16 protein-coding genes are annotated in these 15,747 nt (G+C 58.9%); 9 read left to right on the forward strand and 7 right to left on the reverse strand.

What is annotated here, in order from left to right:
• Positions 1 to 34: 34 nt before the first annotated feature.
• A complete protein-coding gene (locus tag ACR0DG_RS06110; protein ID WP_480695347.1) occupies positions 35 to 985 on the forward strand; it encodes an L-threonylcarbamoyladenylate synthase in 951 nt (316 codons plus the stop codon).
• On the opposite strand, the gene ACR0DG_RS06115 is transcribed toward ACR0DG_RS06110, so the two are convergent.
• Positions 986 to 1,540 carry a YqgE/AlgH family protein gene (locus ACR0DG_RS06115; protein ID WP_480695349.1) on the reverse strand — a complete coding sequence of 185 codons (555 nt, stop codon included), beginning with the start codon at positions 1,538 to 1,540 and terminating at the stop codon, positions 986 to 988. It lies immediately after the preceding gene.
• A 145-nt stretch (positions 1,541 to 1,685) separates the two neighbouring features.
• Here ACR0DG_RS06115 and ACR0DG_RS06120 point away from each other — a divergent pair, with 145 nt between their 5' ends.
• Entirely contained in the window at positions 1,686 to 2,498 is an 813-nt protein-coding gene (locus ACR0DG_RS06120; protein WP_480707077.1) for a protein-disulfide reductase DsbD domain-containing protein, read from the forward strand.
• A 5-nt stretch (positions 2,499 to 2,503) separates the two neighbouring features.
• Entirely contained in the window at positions 2,504 to 2,923 is a 420-nt protein-coding gene (locus tag ACR0DG_RS06125) for an NUDIX hydrolase (RefSeq protein WP_480695353.1), read from the forward strand.
• Here ACR0DG_RS06125 and ACR0DG_RS06130 read toward each other — a convergent pair.
• The 6 genes from ACR0DG_RS06130 to ACR0DG_RS06155 form a co-directional block, all read right to left on the reverse strand.
• On the reverse strand, positions 2,920 to 6,318 hold the full coding sequence (locus ACR0DG_RS06130) for an efflux RND transporter permease subunit (RefSeq protein ID WP_480695355.1): 3,399 nt from the start codon (positions 6,316 to 6,318) through the stop codon (positions 2,920 to 2,922). The two genes, ACR0DG_RS06125 and ACR0DG_RS06130, sit on opposite strands and share 4 nt — an antisense overlap.
• A 5-nt stretch (positions 6,319 to 6,323) precedes the next feature.
• On the reverse strand, positions 6,324 to 7,778 hold the full coding sequence (locus ACR0DG_RS06135; RefSeq protein WP_480695356.1) for an efflux RND transporter periplasmic adaptor subunit: 1,455 nt from the start codon (positions 7,776 to 7,778) through the stop codon (positions 6,324 to 6,326).
• Between the two features lie 106 nt (positions 7,779 to 7,884).
• Positions 7,885 to 8,427 carry a molybdenum cofactor biosynthesis protein B gene (gene moaB / locus ACR0DG_RS06140; RefSeq protein ID WP_480695357.1) on the reverse strand — a complete coding sequence of 181 codons (543 nt, stop codon included), beginning with the start codon at positions 8,425 to 8,427 and terminating at the stop codon, positions 7,885 to 7,887.
• A gap of 6 nt (positions 8,428 to 8,433) precedes the next feature.
• Positions 8,434 to 9,054, reverse strand: a complete 621-nt coding sequence (locus tag ACR0DG_RS06145; RefSeq protein WP_480695359.1) for a LysE family translocator — start codon at positions 9,052 to 9,054, stop codon at positions 8,434 to 8,436.
• Positions 9,051 to 9,650, reverse strand: a complete 600-nt coding sequence (locus tag ACR0DG_RS06150; RefSeq protein WP_480695855.1) for a metallophosphoesterase family protein — start codon at positions 9,648 to 9,650, stop codon at positions 9,051 to 9,053. Before ACR0DG_RS06150 ends, ACR0DG_RS06145 begins: the two co-directional genes overlap by 4 nt.
• Positions 9,650 to 10,411 carry a uracil-DNA glycosylase gene (locus ACR0DG_RS06155; protein ID WP_480695856.1) on the reverse strand — a complete coding sequence of 254 codons (762 nt, stop codon included), beginning with the start codon at positions 10,409 to 10,411 and terminating at the stop codon, positions 9,650 to 9,652. The genes ACR0DG_RS06150 and ACR0DG_RS06155 overlap by 1 nt, the downstream gene beginning before the upstream one ends.
• A gap of 795 nt (positions 10,412 to 11,206) precedes the next feature.
• On the opposite strand from ACR0DG_RS06155, the gene ACR0DG_RS06160 reads away from it, so the two are divergent.
• Genes ACR0DG_RS06160 through plsY form a run of 6 tightly spaced genes read left to right on the forward strand, consistent with a single transcriptional unit; the run spans position 11,207 to position 15,368 of the window.
• Complete coding sequence (locus tag ACR0DG_RS06160; RefSeq protein WP_480695361.1) at positions 11,207 to 12,142, forward strand: aspartate carbamoyltransferase catalytic subunit; 936 nt, start codon at positions 11,207 to 11,209, stop codon at positions 12,140 to 12,142.
• Entirely contained in the window at positions 12,139 to 12,657 is a 519-nt protein-coding gene (locus tag ACR0DG_RS06165; RefSeq protein WP_480695363.1) for a hypothetical protein, read from the forward strand. Before ACR0DG_RS06160 ends, ACR0DG_RS06165 begins: the two co-directional genes overlap by 4 nt.
• On the forward strand, positions 12,642 to 13,028 hold the full coding sequence (locus tag ACR0DG_RS06170) for a hypothetical protein (RefSeq protein ID WP_480695365.1): 387 nt from the start codon (positions 12,642 to 12,644) through the stop codon (positions 13,026 to 13,028). The genes ACR0DG_RS06165 and ACR0DG_RS06170 overlap by 16 nt, the downstream gene beginning before the upstream one ends.
• Entirely contained in the window at positions 13,025 to 13,486 is a 462-nt protein-coding gene (locus ACR0DG_RS06175) for a hypothetical protein (protein ID WP_480695367.1), read from the forward strand. Before ACR0DG_RS06170 ends, ACR0DG_RS06175 begins: the two co-directional genes overlap by 4 nt.
• Positions 13,483 to 14,763, forward strand: a complete 1,281-nt coding sequence (pyrC, locus tag ACR0DG_RS06180; RefSeq protein ID WP_480695369.1) for a dihydroorotase — start codon at positions 13,483 to 13,485, stop codon at positions 14,761 to 14,763. The genes ACR0DG_RS06175 and pyrC overlap by 4 nt, the downstream gene beginning before the upstream one ends.
• Positions 14,763 to 15,368: a glycerol-3-phosphate 1-O-acyltransferase PlsY gene (gene plsY, locus ACR0DG_RS06185; RefSeq protein WP_480695371.1), complete on the forward strand. Its 606-nt coding sequence runs from the start codon at positions 14,763 to 14,765 to the stop codon at positions 15,366 to 15,368. The genes pyrC and plsY overlap by 1 nt, the downstream gene beginning before the upstream one ends.
• The last annotated feature ends 379 nt before the right edge of the window (positions 15,369 to 15,747 follow it).

The following is a 15,747-nucleotide window of genomic DNA, read 5'->3' on the forward strand; positions in this document are numbered from 1 at the left end:
TGTTACACGCAATCAAAACGCGGCGTCACCAGCCATGATCCCCAACGGCACACAAGAATTATCCGCAGATCCGGATGGAATCGCCCACGCTGCAGACCTTTTGCGTCAGGGTCTTCTGGTCGCCTTTCCGACCGAGACGGTTTATGGTCTGGGCGGTGATGCGCGGAACGGCGAGGCTGTGGCCAGCATCTATGCCGCAAAGGGGCGGCCCAGTTTCAATCCACTGATCGCCCATGTTGCCTCGGTTGAGGCCGCGCAGCGTTTCGTGATCTGGTCGGATCAGGCCGAAGCATTGGCCGCAGCCTTCTGGCCCGGCCCCCTGTCACTGGTCCTGCCTTTGCGCGAGGGGCACGGGGTATCTTCACTGGTCACGGCCGGGCTAGAGACACTGGCCATCCGAATTCCGGCGCACCCGACCGCACGGGCCGTTCTAGCCGCTTTCGATGGACCTGTCGCAGCGCCTTCGGCGAATCCATCGGGTCAGATCAGCCCTACTACAGCAGAACACGTACGCGCGGGTTTGAGCGGTCGCATCGCTGCAATTCTTGACGATGGCCCCTGTGGTGTCGGGCTGGAATCCACGATCGTCGGTTTGGCAGGCGATCCTGCGCTATTGCGCCCCGGTGGCATCCCGTTGGACCAGATCGAAGACGTCTTGGGAACACAGCTGCACCACCACCAACCCGGAAGCCTGCTGACAGCCCCCGGGCAACTCCAATCGCATTACGCACCGGATGCGCCGGTCAGATTGAATGCAAAAGACCTGCAAGGCGATGAGGTACTGCTGGGTTTCGGCGAAATTGATTGCGATTTGAACCTGTCGCCAAGCGGTAACCTGAACGAAGCAGCCGCCAACCTGTTCGCAGCACTCCATACTTTGAACGCCACCGGCCGCCCGATTGCCGTTTCGGCCATTCCTGATGAGGGGCTGGGTGCGGCCATTAACGACCGTTTGCGCAGAGCCGCCGCACCACGAGATAGCTGATCAGGCGCGCCCGGCGCTTGCCGACAAGGTCAAAGGATCCACGCCCAGTGTGGCCAGCGCGGCCTCCCATTTTTCGTCATCCGGAACGTCGAACACCAGTTTCGACGTCGCGTCGGTCGTTAGCCAGCCATTCATGGCGATTTCGTCTTCCAACTGTCCCGGTCCCCAGCCGGAATAGCCCAAGGCCAGCGTCGAATTCAGCGGGCCGCGCCCGGATGCCAGATCCTCCAGCACATCCAAAGTTGCCGTCATGCTGAAATCATCTGAAATCTTCATCGAATGCAGATTCGCGTCATAGTCAGAGCTGTGCAGGACAAAGCCCCGCGACATCTCAACCGGGCCACCGAAATGGACAAGACGTTCCCCGACGATCGGTATCCGACAAGCGATATTGAGCTGTTCCAGCAAGGTTTTGATGCGCAGGTCGGACGGTTTGTTGATGATCAGACCCATCGCGCCATTTTCGCCATGGCTGCACATATACACCACCGAATGATCGAAGCGCGGATCGCCCATGCCGGGCATCGCTATCAACAGTTTTCCCGTCAGGTCCATCAGATGACATCTCTTGCTGTGTCTGCTTCAACAATGACCCTGAGGGGCGTGGATTGGCAAGGGATCAGCGCAGATTTCCGCAGATTTCATTCAGGTGACCGGAACGTGACTTGGAATCTGCGGCTGGACCGCGCATTTATAGGTTATGAACGCGCATATGACATTCTCAGTGGTCGCTTTGACCCTTGCCATCGGTACCGCCGGACCCAGTTCGGCGCAGGTAACAGGATCGGTGGCCGAGTTGGACATTCTGGATGGCGGACGGACAGCACAAGGCACATACCTTGGCGCGGTGCGTGTGACACTGGAAGAGGGGTGGAAAACCTATTGGCGCGCGCCCGGCGACGCCGGTATCCCTCCGCAATTCGACTGGAATAACTCGGACAATGTCGGGGATGTTTCTATCACTTGGCCCGCTCCGGATATCTTTGACCAAAATGGGCTGACATCCATCGGCTATGAAGACCAGTTGGTTTTGCCGGTCGAGATCACACCGCGCGACCCGGCTCGGCCGGTTCACCTGAAGGGCACGATGGATCTGGGCGTATGCAAAGACGTCTGCATTCCCGCGCAGCTTGGCTTTGACCACTCTGTCGATGCCGAGGCTGATCGCAACCCTGCGATTGCAGCCGCGATGGCCCAACGACCCTATTCCGCGAAAGAGGCGCAGGTCACCGCGGCACAGTGTCAACTAACCCCGACATCGGACGGTATGCAGATTGAGGCCCGGCTGACCATGCCTTCGGCTGGTGGCACCGAGCTTGCCGTGATCGAACCCGGCAATCCAACCCTTTGGGCCTCGCAACCCAAGACCGAGCGTCACGGGGATACGTTGATCGCAACATCCGAAGTGATCAGCGCATCAGGGGCATCCTTTGCGCTGGACCGGTCCGAAATTCGGATCACCGTTCTGGGTGCCAATCACGCCGTCGATATTCAAGGGTGCAGCGCAGGCTGACCGGGGTGGCACAATCGCCCAAAATTGGTGCTTTGGCCGTTGTCGTGCACGACGGTCACGTCTTGCTTGTAAAACGCAGCAAACAACCGGACGCAGGTCTTTGGGGGTTTCCCGGTGGCCACGTGGAATGGGGTGAAACGGTTCTGCAAGCAGCACAACGCGAGCTGTCCGAAGAAACAGCGATCATAGCAGAACCGTTGCATTATCTGGACAACCTCGACTTGCTGCGCCAGGACGCGCAAGGCGAGACTATTTCCCACTATCTTTTGGTCGGCGTAGCCTGTCGGTACGTGTCAGGTCAGCCCACAGCGGGCGATGATGCGCTCGACGCGCGTTGGTTTCCGCTGGAGCAAATACGCAAGCGCGATCTGCCCATGAGCGACCGGGTCACCGATCTATTGGAAACGGCCTTACGACGCAGTTAAGCCATTCGATCCCTGAGGCGTGTGTACAACAATCCAGACAGCACAACACTGCACAACAAAATGACTGCAGCTCCGGCAACAAAAGCGCCTAGCCCCATGTGCAGGGCAGCAAGCCCATCTTCTGATCCATAAAGGCCCGACAGGACGCCAACCGGGCCACCGGTTATTGCAGGCCAGACCATTGTTAAGCCAAACCAAACCAGCAGCGTCGCACCTGTCGCCACAAGCGCGCCCTGAACTACCCGGTCAGGCGCACGTAAAGCGCGCCGCATCGCGGTCATCGGACGCGCCAGATCGTTGAGAATAGCCAACAGCGCTGGCACCAGAATCAGAACCAAAACCATGCCAAAGGCCAAACCGTAAACCAGCGTGATCACTGTCGGTTTGAGGAACTGCGCCTGCTGTGATCCTTCATACAGCAGTGGCGTCAGCCCCAGAACGGTCGTCAGCGTGGTCAGCATAACGGGGCGCAGGCGGTCGGCGGTTCCTTCGATTATCGACGGCACCAAACCGCGATCCTTTTGGTAAGCGTCAATAGTTGTCACCAAGACGATCGAGTCGTTGATGATGATCCCTGTCATGCCCAGCAAACCGACAACTGTGAACATGCTGAGCGGCACATCCCAGATGTAGTGCCCCCAGATCGTACCGACCAAGCCGAATGGAATGATCGCCATCACCACCAGCGGTCGGGTCCAACTGGCGAACACCCACGCCAAGACCAGATAGATACCCGTCAGACACAGGATCAAACCGGTACGCGCCTCTGACAGGAACTCATCCTCCTGTTCGCTTAACCCGGCCATCGTCCATTCGACCTGACGTTCTGCGGCGATATTGGGCAGTATCTCTTCGCTCATGGCGCGGCTGATTTCTTCGGCCCGTGCGGGATCATCCTCGGATATGTCACCGTTGACCGAGATCACCCGCAACCCGTTTTCACGCCGTACTGTCGAAAACCCTGACTTGCGCTGGACCGAGATAATATCAGCAAGAGGCACATATACCCCATCCGGAGTTCGCATCAGCGTTCGTTCCAGGAAATCCGCCGTCAGCTCGCTTTCGGGAAGCTCGACCCGAATTTCAGCGCTGCGCGGGCCATCTGGGAAAGTTGCGGCCTCGATCCCATTCAACCGGTCCCGCAGAACACGGCCCAGTGTTTCAATCCTGAACCCTAACGCCTGGCCCTGCGCGGTCAGATCCAGAATGAACTCTTCCTTGTCATAGGCAAGGTTGTCTTCCAGAGCTGAAACCTCGGAATATTTGGCCAGCTCGGCCTGCAGATCCTCAGACGCGGCCTTGAGCGTGTTGACGTCGGCACCATAGAACTGAACGTCAATCGCATCACCGCCCGGACCAGACCGCCAACCGCGGAAGCTGAGCAGCTCGACCTTGGGGTGGCGCGGCACGAAATCCTGCAGCTCGCCCACGAATTCAAAACTGGAATAGGGCCGCAGATCGGCGTCGATCAACTCGATCGAGATGCCGCCCAAAAGGTCTTCGTCTTTCCCGTCTGCCGCCGATAGCCCAAACCCTGCCGATCCACCGACCTCGGCCAGGACATAGTCGATTGGATTGCGCCCGTGCCGTTCCTCGTAGATCACACCCAATTCGTCGACCGCTGTTTGCAACTGACGCATCATTGCCAGCGTGTCTTCGCGGGTGGCCCCTTCGGCCATGATAAAGTTCCCAGTGACCGAGCCGCGCTCGGGCGCGTTAAAGAACCGCCAGTTCACATCACCACGAATGAATAGCACAGCCTGGCTGGCAAGGATCAGGATCATGGATGCAACCACCACATAGCGCGCCCAGATGACCCAGGCGATCGCCGGGCGGAACAAGTGGTCACGCACCCATCGGAACCCCCGATTAACCACGCGGTTGGGCATATCGTACCAGTGTTCCTTGGCCGAGTGCGCAATGGCGTGCGCCATGTGATTTGGCAGGATCAAAAAGCATTCAATCAGCGACGCAATCAACACGGCGATCACGGTGAACGGGATGTCACGGATCAATTCGCCGAACCGTCCCCCGATTGCAGTCAGGCCAAAAAAGGCAATCACGGTCGTTAGCGTAGCCGCAAAGACCGGCATAGCCATCCGGCGCGCAGCACGTTCTGCCGCCACCATGGGCGCTTCACCAAGTCGGCGGGCGCGGAAATCGGCGTGTTCGCCCACCACGATGGCGTCGTCCACCACGATCCCCAACGTAATGATCAGGCCGAACAGCGACACCATGTTGATCGACAGTCCGCCGATATACATGAAGGCGATCGCGGCCGACATTGCCACCGGTATCCCAGCCGCGACCCAAAAGGCGATGCGCGCATTCAGAAACAGAAACAGCAGACACACGACCAGCCCCAGCCCGACCAGCCCGTTATCGATCAGAATATCCAGGCGGTCGGTAATCGCCTGCGCCCGGGTCCGGATCAGTTCGACCGTCACGCCCTCGGGCAGGCTGGCTTGCATTTCGGCAAGCACATCTTCGACCGTGTGCTGGATTTCAATCGCATCCCCCAGGTTCGAGCGGTCAACCCTTACGGACATCGCCGGGTTTTCGCCTACAAAATAGCTGCGGACCCGGTCGACGCCTTCAACCCGAATTTGCGCAACATCTCCGATCAGCATCTTTGAGCCATCGGCGAAATTACGCAGTGGGATGCTTTCGATTTCTTCCGGCGTACGTTTTTCCGTGCCGGTCCGTATACGCGCGTTCGCCCCGCTCACGTCACCGGCGGGGTTGGCGTTTACCTCGGCTGCAACCGCCTGCGCAATCTCAGACAAAGTTATGTCGTTGGCGATCAACTGAGCGGTGGGAACCTCGACGACAACGCGCGGTGCCGCCAATCCTTGGATGGTTGTGCGCGTGACGCCGACCGCAAAAAGCCGGTTGATCAACTCATCTGTAAACTTGGCCAGTTGGTCGGGCGATACCGGCCCGGTCAAGACCACATCCGTGACCCGATCCCGCCAGGCCCCGCGACGGATTGTGGGTTCTTCGGCGTCTTCCGGCAGGTTAGTCACCCCGTCGATAGCGGTTCTGACCTCTTCTACCGCACGGGACATATCCCAGTTCGGCTCAAACTCCATCCGGATACCGGCCCGCCCCTCGCGCGAGGTCGACTCTGTGCTTGAGACGCCTTCAACAGCCAAAAGCGCAGGTTCAAGGATCTGGACAATGCCGTTGTCGACGTCCTCAGGCCCGGCGCCTTCCCACTCGATATTCACGTCGACAATTTCGCGGACCACATCGGGAAAAAACTGCGCCCGCATGTTCGGGATGGCGGCTGCACCCAGAACAAGCATGACCAGCAGCAATAGATTGGCGACCGTCCGATGCCGGGTGAAATAGCTGAGGATACCGCTTGCCGCGCCGGGGATCTCGCGCATCATCGCGCCTATCCCCCTGCCCGGTTTTCTATGCGACGCACGAGTGATGCGGGCACTTTGGCCTCACCCAGCTGCGTCAGAACGCGGTCTTTCATGTCCTTTGGCATCCGGTCGCTTGCTTCGACCTGCGCCACAAGCTGTGCGCGTTGTTCGTCGGTCAGTTCAACCATATCCGATTCAACACCTGCGCTGTCTTCGTCCCTGAGCGGTCGAACCCGAACACCCGGACCAAGCAGAGGTGTGCGGCCAACGACAACTTCACGCCCTTCCAGACCTTCGCCGCGCAGCAACACTTCATCCCCCTGACGGCGGATCAACTGTACCGGCAGCGCTTCGAGGCGGTCATCCTCTCCTAGAACCAGAACCGTTCCGATCGCATCCAGTACCGACGATGGCAGCCTGACCACGTTATCCAGTGGTTGCTCTTCGACAGTAACCGTAACGAAATCCCCCGGCTTAAAGCCTGAAACGTCTTCAAGGCGCGCATAAATAAGGCGACCTGTCTGGCCTTCACCAGCCGAGCCGCTATCGCGACTGATTAGACCCGTGGCCAGCAAATCCGCCCCGGTCACCTCAAGCGACACGGTCACCGGTGCGCTGATCAGGTCGCCCTCGGTATCCAGAAGACGCACGAATTGCGCAGTAGACACACGGAACGCGACCTCAAGCGCGTTCGCATCAACCAGTTCCGCCAGTTTTTCATTGGCAGCGACCAACCGGCCTTCGACAAGGGTCACGTCTGTCAAAGTTCCGCTAAAGCGCGCGCGTATCGTCATGTCCTTGAGATCGCGCTCAGCCGCTTCCAGCGCAATACGCGCCCTGGCCAGCAAGGTAGACGCCTGATCCACGCGCGATTCTGCCTGTGCCAATGCAATACGACTGGACAGTACCGCCTGCTGTGCGACAGCTTCGGCCAGTTCAGCCTCTTCCACGGCGGCCGCTGCGCCCACACCGCGCGTTTGAAGGTCTTTCTGACGTTGCATGGCACGCCCACGCAACTCAGCCTGCGACTCGGCCGAGTTCAATTCGTCCTGCGCCAAAAGCAATGATCGTTCAGCATCACGTTCTTCAAACTGGGCATCCAGCAAGTCAGATTTTGCCCGGTCCAACGCTGACTGCGCATCCGCAGGGTCCAGCTCAACCAAAACCTCACCCGCGGTCACGACACCGCCATCCTCAAAATCGTCGGACAAGGTTACGACACGCCCGCCCAAAGCGGCGCGCAGTTCAAGGCGACGACGGCTTTGAACCTCGCCAAAGGCCTCCAACAAGGGGGTTACCGTTTCAAATTCTGCTTCGCGCACACTTACGGCAAAGACACGCTCGCGTGCTTGCGGGGCTTTATCTTCACGCGCCAGCACGTCCTGAACCGCACCGGCGATCATCTGGGCAGCCGCAAACAGCAGCGCCAGCGTCACGGACGCCAAAAACACACCAACAAGGCTTTGCCTTAAAAAGCGCATGTTACTCAAACCCCGGTTGCATCATGCTACCACAAACAAAAGGTAGCCGGACCGTCGAAATTGCCAAGCCACAAAGCAGTTATATACAGTTGAACGTACGACCAGTTTACTTCCGTCGCAGATGTTCGTCCAATCTGGGCATTATTTCCACGAAATTGCAGGGACGATGCCGGTAATCGAACTGTTTTTCTAGGATTCCGTCCCAGGCGTCCTTGCACGCGCCGGGGCTGCCGGGCAGAGCAAACAAATAAGTTCCGCCTGCAACGCCACCCGTCGCGCGCGACTGCACGGCAGAGGTGCCAATCTTTTCCATAGACAGGATGGTGAAGACTGTTCCGAAAGCCTCGATTTCCTTTTCGTATACGTCGCGATGCGCCTCAACCGTCACATCACGGCCGGTTAAACCGGTTCCGCCGGTCGATATCACGACGTCGATGTCAGAATCAGCGATCCACGAACGCAGCTGATCGGCTATCATACTGCGTTCGTCCGGAATAATCTTTCGATCCGCGACCGAGTGCCCGGCTTTTTCGATCCTGTCCACAAGCGTCTGGCCCGAGCGATCCTCGTCCAGAGACCGCGTGTCCGAAACCGTCAGTACCGCGATCCGGATCGGGATGAATTCCATCGTTTCGTCAATGCGTGACATGCTGCGTCAGGCCCTTTCCATAACTGCAAGTCGGATGGCGAGTGCTGCAAAAATACCGCCTGTCACCCAGCCCATGACCCGCGATGCACGCGGGTTTGAAATCAGCACACGCCCCGCACCACCGGCGAAGACACCGACCAGCCCGTTCACCACAAAACCGCCCAGCGCAATTATCACGCCAAAGATCAGGAATTGCGGCAGGATCGGACCCAGCGCCGGGTTAACGAATTGCGGAATAAAGGCCAAGACAAACAAGATCACCTTAGGGTTGGTGAGATTTACGACCAATCCGTCCCGAAAGGCGAACTTCGCAGGTTTTGCAGGCGCATCGCCCGAGACTGCCCCGTTTCGGATCGCCCCCCACGCCAGATACAAAAGATACGCGACGCCCATCCAGCGGATCACATCAAATAGCCATGGCAAAGTCGACACCGCCGCACCCAAACCCAGCCCCGCCAGTAGAACATGAACCATCAGGCCAGCTGACACCCCGGCACTGGCGATCAGCGCAGGCTTTGCCCCCGAACGCAGCCCCTGTCCGAAACAGAACATCATATCTGCACCGGGCGTAAAGTTCAGGGCCAGAGCGGCAGGCACGAAAGCCAGCAACGTAACGATCTCGATCATGCATCCACCTCGAACCAACTGGGTCTGGGTCCAAGGTTGGCAACCTGCGTCCGCCCGATCACTCCACGATAGCCCCAACTGTCATGAATATGTCCATGCAGCGAAAAACTTGGCTGAACGCGTTCAATCGCGTCCCGCACGGCAACCGACCCGACCGAGTCGCCCATCGAGGTTGTGTCGCCATGACCTTTTGGCGGCGAATGCGTAATCAGAATATCAGCGCTGTCACACCGATCCAGCAACTCGGTCGCCTCGGCCTCGGTCAGGTCGCAGGACCAGTCACCAAAGGGCGTTTGGGGCACGCCATATCCCATTCCGAACAACCGCAGCCCGTCCAGCGTCATCCCGGCACCGTGCAGGACGTGCACGCCTTCGGCCGCCGCGTCCGTCAACTCTTCGGCGCTTTCAGCGTTCCCCGGCACTAAAACCAAAGGAACAGAGATGCCTGACAGCATCGCCATCGCCTCATCCAACCCTTGCCGCATATTGCAGAAATCACCCGCTCCGATGACCAGATCCGCGTCGACGCTGGCTTTGACAACCTCGGCAGCGCGATTGCGCGCCATATGCAGGTCCGAAAACGCCAGAATGCGCATCATTTGGCCTCCATCCGGGACTTAAGTTCCAGCAAGTCCGCCCAGGCCTGACGTTTCATCGCAGGCTGTCGCAATAGATAGGCAGGGTGGAACATTGGTATGACCGGCAAATCCATGGCCTGATCCCACTGCCCCCGCAAACGCGTGATGCCGCGTTTGCCAAGTACGGCCTGACAACTGATATTGCCCATCACCACAAGAATGTCGGGCTTGGCCAAGGCCACGTGGCGTTCCAGAAAGGGCTTCATCACCCCGATCTCTTCGGGTTTTGGATCCCTGTTCTGAGGGGGCCGCCATGGAAGGACGTTGGTGATATAGACGTCCCTGTCCCGCGACAGATTGATTGCCGCCAGCATCCGATCCAACAATTGCCCCGCGCGCCCGACGAAGGGCTTACCCTCGCGGTCTTCGTCGCGCCCCGGTGCTTCGCCGATGATCATCACCTTCGCGTCTGGCGATCCGTCAGCAAAGACCAACTGCCGCGCCCCGCGTTTCAGCTCGCAATGATCAAACGCCGCCATCGCATCGCGGAGTTGTTGTAGCGACCCTGCAGTCTGCGCGGATGCTTTGGCCACGGCCACCGCATCCACCGCGACCGGCTTGGCGGGTGCTGCCTGCGCTGCCGGTTTCTTGGCCTTTGGCGTCACATCCGGAAGCGAATAGCGATCAACCGGCGCATCACCGATTGCATCTGTCGCGCCCATTTCGATCTGCCACTCCAGCAGAGCCCGCGCTGTATGATAGTCCAAAGCCGATTCCATAGCCCTCAATCTAACCACCTTTTGACCGAGGGAAAGCGAATAGGTCTTGATCCACCAACCGGTCGCGCCGACGATCAGATCGTTCATGTGTGTTATTTTGCGATTCCTCTTGCTGACCCTGCTGCTGACATCCGTCGGCGGCCCCGGCTTTGCACAGATCAACGACAGAAATAGCCTTCAAAACCGAGGCGGCCTTTACGACAGGAACGCTCAGTGTCAGGGCAGACAGCTTAGATGCGGCACTCGGTGTTGCGCGGCTGGCCAACGATGCAGCTTTGATGGCCATTGTATTCCACTAGGAGCTACATATTGCGGCGGCGGCTTGTCCTGCGGCCCGTTCGAACGCTGCGTCGACCGTCGTCGATGTGCGCCGAAGGGCGAAAACAAATGCCGTTCGACGCTGGATTGCCCCAGCGGCACCTCGTGCAACGGGCGCGGCGAATGCGAGCCGATCACGCTGGAATTCACCCTGCCCCGCCCGCAAGCCAGATGTGACGACGGCAGCACCTGCGTAAGCGGCTCAAGCTGTTTGCCCGGCGGCGGTTGCACACAACCAGGCTGGTTCTTGTGCGAAAAAACCGGCTCGCAATGTCGTCCGGGTTTCAAATGCTCAAGAAACCAGGGATGCGTGCCCGTCAAGGCTGTCGACTGTGGCTATGCCAAATGGTGCAAACCCGGCGAGCAATGCCTGCCCGGAGGCGGGTGCGAGAAACTGCCAGAGGGTTCGGAACCATAGGTTGCCTTAGCCCACGCAGGTTTCTATAAGCGGCTCGATTGTCAGACAGGAGCCCGCCCATGCGTTTCGCCCATCGTCACCTTCTTGGCATCGAGCATCTGTCGCAATCCGATATCACCGCCATCCTCGATCTGGCCGAGACCTATGTCGACATGAACCGACAGTCGACCAAGCATTCCGACGTGCTGTCGGGGCTGACGCAGATCAACATGTTCTTTGAGAACTCGACCCGTACGCAGGCCAGTTTCGAACTGGCGGGCAAGCGGCTGGGCGCGGATGTGATGAATATGGCGATGCAGGCCAGCTCGATCAAAAAGGGCGAGACGCTGATCGACACGGCGATGACGCTGAACGCGATGCACCCTGATTTGTTGGTGGTGCGGCATCCGCATTCAGGTGCGGTAGACCTGCTGGCGCAAAAGGTGAATTGTGCTGTGCTTAACGCGGGTGACGGTCGGCATGAACATCCCACGCAGGCTTTGTTGGACGCGCTGACCATTCGCCGCGCCAAGGGTCGGTTGCACCGGCTGAACATCGCGATTTGCGGGGATGTGGCTCACTCCCGCGTGGCGCGCTCGAACCTGATACTGTTGGGCAAGATGGAAAACCGCATCCGCCTGATCGGCCCGCCGACCCTGGTGCCCGGCCAGTTCGCTGAATTTGGCGCCGAAATCTATGACGACATGAACGAGGGCCTTCAGGACGTCGACGTCGTCATGATGCTGCGCCTTCAAAGGGAACGCATGGATGGTGGTTTCATCCCGTCCGAGCGCGAATACTATCACCGCTACGGGCTAGATGCTGTGAAACTGGCGCTGGCCAAGCCTGACGCCATCGTCATGCACCCCGGCCCGATGAACCGTGGGGTCGAGATCGATGGCACGCTGGCAGATGACATCAACCGCTCTGTCATTCAGGAACAGGTCGAGATGGGCGTCGCCGTCCGCATGGCCGCGATGGAGCTGCTGGCCCGCAACCTGCGCGAGGCCGCATGAGCAATCTGACCGTCGCCCCCAACGAACGCGGCGTAATCCGCCTGTTCACGCTGGACATGCGCCCGGAAGAGGCAAAATTTCTGCGCGAACCGGGTGCGGCTGATCAGGTTTTGGGGGTCGAAGGTCTGGACCCTGCACAGATCGACATCTTTCCGGTCTCGGACCTCGAAGATCTGGGGCTTTATGGCTACCTGAATGACGGTTGCGGGGTGTCACAGGACCAGTTGAACCGCACTATTCTGGACTCTGTCGAAGGCTGGGTCATGGTTTTGCGCAGCGCAGCGTTTGGCGGTCGTGTGGCAACATTGAAACCCGATCCCAGACTTAGCCTGATAGAGCTTTTGACCGAAGAGGCCACAAACTGGACCGGCGGCATTATTGAAACGGAAAGCGCCAAACCTTACTCCGCGCCTCAGTCACCGTCTGAAAATGATCAACCGCGCCGGATAGGTTCAGCCATTCTGGCGCTGGTTGTTCTGATAGCTATCGGAGGTGTCCTATGGCTGATCCTGTGATCTTTACCCCAAGCCGGGGTGCCTACATCCAAACAAACCTGACCCTTGCCGCCATTGCGATGGCGGGCGCGATGATTGTTCTGTGGCTGATCGGCAATCCCTATGTCTGGACCGGTGCCCCCGCCGGGCTGGCCGCCATTGGTATCCGCGCGTGGTATCTGGCCTCGGAAGAGCTGACCAATACGTGGGAGATGACTGACACCACCCTCACCGGTCCGGGTCCGCGCACCGTGGCGTTGAACCGGATTGAGGCCGTCAACACCATGGGCAGCTTTGTTCAGGTCGTAACCAAAGCTGGCGACAAACATCTGATCAAGTACCAGGCCGACCCTGCCGCCACCAAAGCCGCGATTGAAAGGGCGATGGGATGACGAACAGCGGTGAAGCTTGGTGGCGCAGTCAGATCCCAGACGACGAACAGGTCATTTGGTCGGGGCGTCCGCATAACGGGTTTTTTCCCTATCAGGTGGGTTGGTCCTATCGCATTCTGATCTCTGGCCTCGCGCTGACATGGCTGGCCAGCCCTCTATTCGCAGACACCGTTAGGGATTATTGGAAACTGGTCAGCTGTACGGCGCTTCTTGCGTTCTTCATCTGGTGGGACCGTTTGGTACGTTCAAAGCGCGTCTATGTTGTCACGACACATAACGCTTGGTGGATCAGTGAAATTTTCAAACCCAAGCGCGTTCCAATTGACAGTGCATTGAAATTTCATCGCAGCAGACAGAATGTCGTGTTTTCCCGCCGACTATTCCTTGTGTTCGAATATCTTGCCGACCCTGACGCCGCTTTGGCGGCCTTGAAACAAGCCCGAGAGGCCTCAGCATGACATCCGCAGTTTTCTCCAACGCCCGTCTGATTGACCCCGAAGCCGGGACGGACTCGGCCGGTTGGCTCCATGTCGCGGAAGGACGGATCGTTGCGCGCGGCGAAGGCGAGGCTCCGTCCGCGGACGCGCATGTTATAGATTGCGGTGGGCAATGCCTGGCCCCCGGTATCGTCGATATCGGCGTCAAGGTGTGTGAGCCCGGTGAACGGCACAAGGAAAGCTATAAGTCTGCAGGTTTGGCAGCAGCGGCTGGCGGGGTAACCACCATCGTCACCCGGCCTGATACATTACCTGCAGTCGACACCCCCGAAACGCTGGAATTCGCAACCCGCCGCGCACAGGCAGATGCGCCGGTCAATGTGTTGCCCATGGCTGCTTTGACCAAAGGACGCGAAGGGCGCGAAATGACCGAGATCGGGTTCCTGCAGGACGCGGGCGCTGTGGCCTTTACCGATTGCGATCATGTCATCACCAACACCAAGGTGTTCTCGCGCGCTTTGACCTACGCCAAATCCTGCGGCGCGCTGGTGATAGCACACCCGCAAGAACCCGGGCTCAGCCAGGGTGCAGCGGCCACCAGTGGCAAATTTGCCGCTCTGCGCGGGCTGCTCGCCGTTTCGCCCATGGCAGAACGTATGGGATTGGACCGCGACATTGCACTGCTGGAAATGACTGGCGCGGCCTATCACGCCGACCAGATCACCACCGCCCGCGCCCTGCCCGCGCTGGAGCGCGCCAAGCGCAACGGGTTGGACATAACTGCGGGCACCTCGATCCACCATCTGACGCTGAACGAACTTGACGTGGCCGATTACAGAACCTTCTTCAAGGTCAAGCCACCCCTGCGATCCGAAGACGACCGGCAAGCCGTGATTGAGGCCGTGCGCACCGGCCTGATCGACACGATCAGCTCGATGCACACGCCACAGGACGAAGAAAGCAAACGGCTACCGTTCGAAGAAGCAGCCTCTGGCGCGGTGGCGCTGGAAACGCTGCTGCCCGCCGCATTGCGCCTCTATCATGCAGACCAACTGGACCTGCCGACCCTGTTCCGCGCCATGTCGCTGAACCCAGCAAAACGGTTAGGTCTGGAGGGTGGCCGTCTGGCCAATGGTGCGCCGGCCGACCTTGTTCTGTTCGACCCCGATGTGCCGTTTGTCCTGGACCGGTTCAGCCTGAAATCGAAATCGCAGAATACGCCGTTTGACGGTCAGCGGATGCAAGGTAAGGTCACCGCAACATACGTGGCAGGACAAGAAATCTACCGGAGACCCTAATGCCCCCGATTGACAGCTCAACGGCCCAACTCCTGTTATGGGCCGCGCTTGGATACCTGATGGGGTCCGTCCCGTTTGGGATGATCGTCGCCAAAGTCATGGGGCTAGGGAATCTGCGCGACATCGGGTCGGGCAATATCGGCGCAACCAACGTTCTGCGTACCGGGAACAAATCCGCCGCGGCCCTGACCCTGATTTGCGACGCCGCAAAAGGTGCCGTCGCCGTACTGCTGGCCCGCGCCCTTGCCGGTGAAGACGCCGCACAGATCGCTGCACTAGCGGCGTTTCTTGGCCATTGTTTTCCGGTTTGGCTGGGCTTCAAAGGCGGTAAGGGCGTCGCAACATTTCTGGGCCTTTGGCTGGCGTTGGACTGGCGTATCGGTATCGCGTGTTGCTTGACGTGGTTGGTTGCCGCCTTGGTCTGGCGCATCTCTTCACTTGCCGCGCTCTCGGCGGCGGCCATGTCGACAATCTGGATCATGCTGCTAACAAACGGACAAGCGTTCTTTCTGGGCATGGCGCTGACACTGCTTGTCTATTGGCGCCACAGCGCCAACATCGCGCGGATACGCGCCGGCACTGAGCCTAAGATCGGCCAGTCTTGACGACATCAGACGCGTTCCTCAACGCTTTCTTTGCGATACCATTGGGCACTTCGACCGGCTCCAGCAACGGCCGGCGGTACGTCGTTAGCCGATCGCAACTTGCACGCGGCAAATCAAACAAACTTGTCGCTCACCAGCTTGGCGGTTCGGACTATATCAGCCTGAACCTGTACCTCACTCAAAACAGCGGGGCATTGTTGCGGCCTTGTGAAATGACGGTCGAAAAGGTGACTGCATTTGTCATCAATTTTTTGCCCGATCCCTGACCTTCGATCTGCATTTCTGCACAATAACTATTCGATTACGCACAATCACAATTGATTGTTTTGAACGTGAAGGCGGAACCACCCACTTCGGGATCGTGACGGCCAATTACCGA

The sequence above is a fragment of the Ruegeria sp. BG8 genome (assembly GCF_056538325.1).

What these genes read in the sequence shown, in the direction of transcription:
- ACR0DG_RS06150 (WP_480695855.1), bottom strand. Translation starts at nt 9,650, where the DNA reads ATGCGCATTCTGGCGTTTTCGGACCTGCATATGGCGCGCAATCGCGCT.
- plsY (WP_480695371.1), top strand. Translation starts at nt 14,763, where the DNA reads ATGCCCCCGATTGACAGCTCAACGGCCCAACTCCTGTTATGGGCCGCG.
- ACR0DG_RS06160 (WP_480695361.1), top strand. Translation starts at nt 11,207, where the DNA reads ATGCGTTTCGCCCATCGTCACCTTCTTGGCATCGAGCATCTGTCGCAA.
- ACR0DG_RS06170 (WP_480695365.1), top strand. Translation starts at nt 12,642, where the DNA reads ATGGCTGATCCTGTGATCTTTACCCCAAGCCGGGGTGCCTACATCCAA.
- moaB (WP_480695357.1), bottom strand. Translation starts at nt 8,427, where the DNA reads ATGTCACGCATTGACGAAACGATGGAATTCATCCCGATCCGGATCGCG.
- pyrC (WP_480695369.1), top strand. Translation starts at nt 13,483, where the DNA reads ATGACATCCGCAGTTTTCTCCAACGCCCGTCTGATTGACCCCGAAGCC.
- ACR0DG_RS06110 (WP_480695347.1), top strand. Translation starts at nt 35, where the DNA reads ATGATCCCCAACGGCACACAAGAATTATCCGCAGATCCGGATGGAATC.
- ACR0DG_RS06145 (WP_480695359.1), bottom strand. Translation starts at nt 9,054, where the DNA reads ATGATCGAGATCGTTACGTTGCTGGCTTTCGTGCCTGCCGCTCTGGCC.
- ACR0DG_RS06120 (WP_480707077.1), top strand. Translation starts at nt 1,686, where the DNA reads ATGAACGCGCATATGACATTCTCAGTGGTCGCTTTGACCCTTGCCATC.
- ACR0DG_RS06115 (WP_480695349.1), bottom strand. Translation starts at nt 1,540, where the DNA reads ATGGACCTGACGGGAAAACTGTTGATAGCGATGCCCGGCATGGGCGAT.
- ACR0DG_RS06155 (WP_480695856.1), bottom strand. Translation starts at nt 10,411, where the DNA reads ATGGAATCGGCTTTGGACTATCATACAGCGCGGGCTCTGCTGGAGTGG.
- ACR0DG_RS06135 (WP_480695356.1), bottom strand. Translation starts at nt 7,778, where the DNA reads ATGCGCTTTTTAAGGCAAAGCCTTGTTGGTGTGTTTTTGGCGTCCGTG.
- ACR0DG_RS06130 (WP_480695355.1), bottom strand. Translation starts at nt 6,318, where the DNA reads ATGATGCGCGAGATCCCCGGCGCGGCAAGCGGTATCCTCAGCTATTTC.
- ACR0DG_RS06165 (WP_480695363.1), top strand. Translation starts at nt 12,139, where the DNA reads ATGAGCAATCTGACCGTCGCCCCCAACGAACGCGGCGTAATCCGCCTG.
- ACR0DG_RS06175 (WP_480695367.1), top strand. Translation starts at nt 13,025, where the DNA reads ATGACGAACAGCGGTGAAGCTTGGTGGCGCAGTCAGATCCCAGACGAC.